The organism is Nocardia tenerifensis NBRC 101015, from assembly GCF_000308715.1.
In the GTDB taxonomy this organism is placed as follows: Bacteria; Actinomycetota; Actinomycetes; order Mycobacteriales; family Mycobacteriaceae; genus Nocardia; species Nocardia tenerifensis.
Map to the genome: position 1 here is coordinate 1 of NZ_BAGH01000279.1, position 3,066 is coordinate 3,066.

Consider the following 3,066-nt stretch of genomic DNA (forward strand, 5'->3'; position numbering starts at 1 on the left):
AAGGCACGCGGCGGCCCCACACTCCCGGAAACAGACAGCGGCCCGACCCACCCGAAGGCACGCGGCGGCCCCACACTCCCGGAGGCACGCAGCTGCCCGACCCACCTGGAGGGATGGCAAGGCCCCCCGACTCTCCCCTGAGGTTAAGGCAGAGCCCGACGGACGAGGCCGGACCGGCCACCGACTGACGGTCTTGCACACAGCACCGGCGCCACGCCTTCCGAAACCGCCGCCCAATCGCATACGAGTTCATGTGCCCAAAGTCAGGGAGTGTGCGCGAACAGGGGCACCGATTGTGCACCTACACCACATCGAGCCGCAGAAATCACGGCACTCGCGGTCGGCTAACCAGCACGCACCGCGTCGAGCACCCGGTGACACAACTCGACGGGGTCCGCGACGTCCGTGGCGGTCGCCGCAGCCCGCTGGGCCGCCGCCGCGAACTGCGGATCCGACAAGATCTCTAGAACAGCCGCTCGGACCGCCGCCGTGGTCAACGGGCGGACCAGCAACGAACTGCCTTGGCGGACAGCCCTATTGGCGAGCTCCCACTGGTCCCCCCCGCCGGGGACGGTGACGATCGGAACAGCTGCGGACAGCGACTTCGCGAGCAGTCCGTGACCGCCCCCACCGACGACCACCGACGCGTGCGTGAGCAGCTCGTCTTGTCGGCCCAAACCCGCTGCGGCCCAAGGCGGTAGGACGGTGGGCGGGGTGTCGAGCATCGAGATCGCCACGCGCACATCGGCACCCGCTAGTGCGTCGAGGACCGTCTCCACCATGCCGGCCACGCCGGTGTGCGCGGTCGAGGGCGCGACCATCACCAGCGGGGTGTCGCCCGGCGGTGGCGTCAGGATCGTGTCGGTCGGTTCCCAGAAGAGCGGGCCGATGACGTGGGCGTTGTCGGGCCAGTCCGGGCGCGGCACCTCCAGCGCCGGGAGGGTGGCGATCAGGCGGGCGGCGGGGCCGGGATCCGCAGCGGGTAGGCCGACCAACTGCCTCGCGTGTTCGCGCTGACGCAGACCGTTTCGGATGTCGCGGGCGGTCATGGTGCGCAACACGCCGTCGCGCACCCGACCGCGCAGTCCGGCGCCGGGTGCGAGCCCACTTCCGATGGGCGGCAAGGCTTTCGACGGCAGGTAGAGCGGGTGCGGGGAGAGTTCGACCCACGGCACGCCGAGGCGCTCCGCGGCCATGCCCCCGCCCGCGGTGAGCACGTCGGAGACGACCAACTCGGGCAGCATGGCGCCGAGGTCGGGCAGGATCTCGGTGGAGATGTGCGCGGCGCGCTCGTGGATGCGCCGGCCCGCGTCGGCGTCGTCATCGACCGGGCGCGGGGCCAGGCCCTTCAGGCGGCGCACCCCGATTCCCGCCTCGCGCGCGGCCTCGAACCACCGTGGGGCCGTGAACAGCACCGGCTCGTCGCCTGCGGCCAGAAAACGCAAGCACAACGCGATGGCGGGAAACGCATGCCCCGGATCGGGCCCCGCGACTACGGCTACTCGCATTCGCATAGCCTGCCACACCGTCGCGCGGCCCGAACGCTCCCACGTACCGCGTCTTCACCTGCCCGACAGCTGAACTTCACGTGACCTCCGGCGCGAACGGCGCTACGGTCTAGACCAATTGGGGTCGAGCAGTGGCGTGACGGTGTCGACGGTCGACGAATTGGCGCGCCGCTGGCCGACTGCGAGGACATAAGAAGTGGAGCGAAAAAGCGGGTGTCCCACGGTCGACCAATGCCAGCAACCGCCGACCGACAGCGACGACGTGAAAGTAGAGCGATAGTGCGAGTTTCCACGGTCGACCAATGACCAGCACCGCCGGCCGACAGCGAAGACGTAAGAAGCGAAGCGAGCCCGCGCGTGACCCGGTCAGCGAGTTGCCGACGCCGCTGGCCGACTGCAAGGACGTAAGAAATGCAGCGATGGCGTGGGTGTCCATGGTGAACGAGTTACCGACAGCGATGACATGAGGAGTGAAGCGAGCGTGCGGATGACCACGGCCAACGAGTTACCCACGACGCCGACCGACAGCGAACACGCAAGGAGTGGAGCGAACATGCGGGTGTCCACAGTGGACGAGTTGATGGTGCTGCTGGCCGACGGCGAAGACGCGTGGGATACCCCGGACCGCAGCGGCGACCCGGTCGACATCCTCGACCACGACCGCCAGTGCGCCGAATTGCTGCGGCAGCGGCACCCCGACGACGAGGAGCTGCAGGTCGCCGGGCTGGTGCACGACATCGGCCATCAGCTCGTGCCCGGCGACGACGCGGGCCACGGCAGGCACGGCGCCGACGCGATCCGCGAGCTGCTCGGCCGCCGCGTCGCCCGCCTCGTAGAACTGCACGTCGTCGCGAAACGCTATCTGGCGGCGACGGATTCGGCCCACACCGCGGCCTTGTCCCCCTCCAGCCAACGCACCCTCATCGCCCAGGGCGGCCCGATGACCCCCGCGGAGATCGCCGACTTCCGCGCCGACGCCGACTATGCCGCCGCCCTCGCCCTGCGCCGCGCCGACGACGCCGGCAAGATCGTCGGCCTCCCCGTAGCCCCCCTCGACTCCTGGCTCCCCGTCATCACCCGAGTCGCCACCCGAGCACGCGTCCAGTAGACCACTTCCCAACGCTCACAACACTTCTCAAGTTTCGCCCCTTCCCGTGCCCCGCACCGGGTGCAGATCGCAACAAGAGTGCGGGTTCCGGCGAGACGCCGTAGCGTCACCACCGCCGACTCCTCACCTCAGCCCGTATCGACAACGGCCGCACCACTTCCCGAGATCAGCAGTGTTGCAATCGCTCCTTGAATCCGCCCCCGCTCAGGGCCCCGCAGCGGGTGCCAGCAAAAGTGCGGCCTCAAGCGCGCTTCGCCCAAGGCCACGCGTAACCACCTGGAGCACCCGGTATCGCTACCAGCCGCAACACTTCCCAGCCTCCGCACTTCTTCCAGGTCCCCACACCGCGTGCAGATCTCAGTAAAGAGTGCGGCTCTCAGGTCGCTCCGCCAGCATCACCTCGCACGTCCCCTGAGGCGCACCCGGATCGACAAGAGCTACATCACTTCC

Annotated in this window: 2 protein-coding genes; one reads left to right on the top strand and one right to left on the bottom strand. The window is 69.1% G+C overall.

The features are described from left to right. Positions 1-344: 344 nt before the first annotated feature. Positions 345-1,508 carry a glycosyltransferase gene (locus tag ON39_RS21440; protein ID WP_040737032.1) on the bottom strand — a complete coding sequence of 388 codons (1,164 nt, stop codon included), beginning with the start codon at positions 1,506-1,508 and terminating at the stop codon, positions 345-347. Between the two features lie 553 nt (positions 1,509-2,061). On the opposite strand from ON39_RS21440, the gene ON39_RS21445 reads away from it, so the two are divergent. Continuing rightward, positions 2,062-2,616: an HD domain-containing protein gene (locus tag ON39_RS21445; RefSeq protein ID WP_040737033.1), complete on the top strand. Its 555-nt coding sequence runs from the start codon at positions 2,062-2,064 to the stop codon at positions 2,614-2,616. Positions 2,617-3,066: the final 450 nt, after the last annotated feature.

What these genes read in the sequence shown, in the direction of transcription:
- ON39_RS21445 (WP_040737033.1), top strand. Translation starts at nt 2,062, where the DNA reads ATGCGGGTGTCCACAGTGGACGAGTTGATGGTGCTGCTGGCCGACGGC.
- ON39_RS21440 (WP_040737032.1), bottom strand. Translation starts at nt 1,508, where the DNA reads ATGCGAGTAGCCGTAGTCGCGGGGCCCGATCCGGGGCATGCGTTTCCC.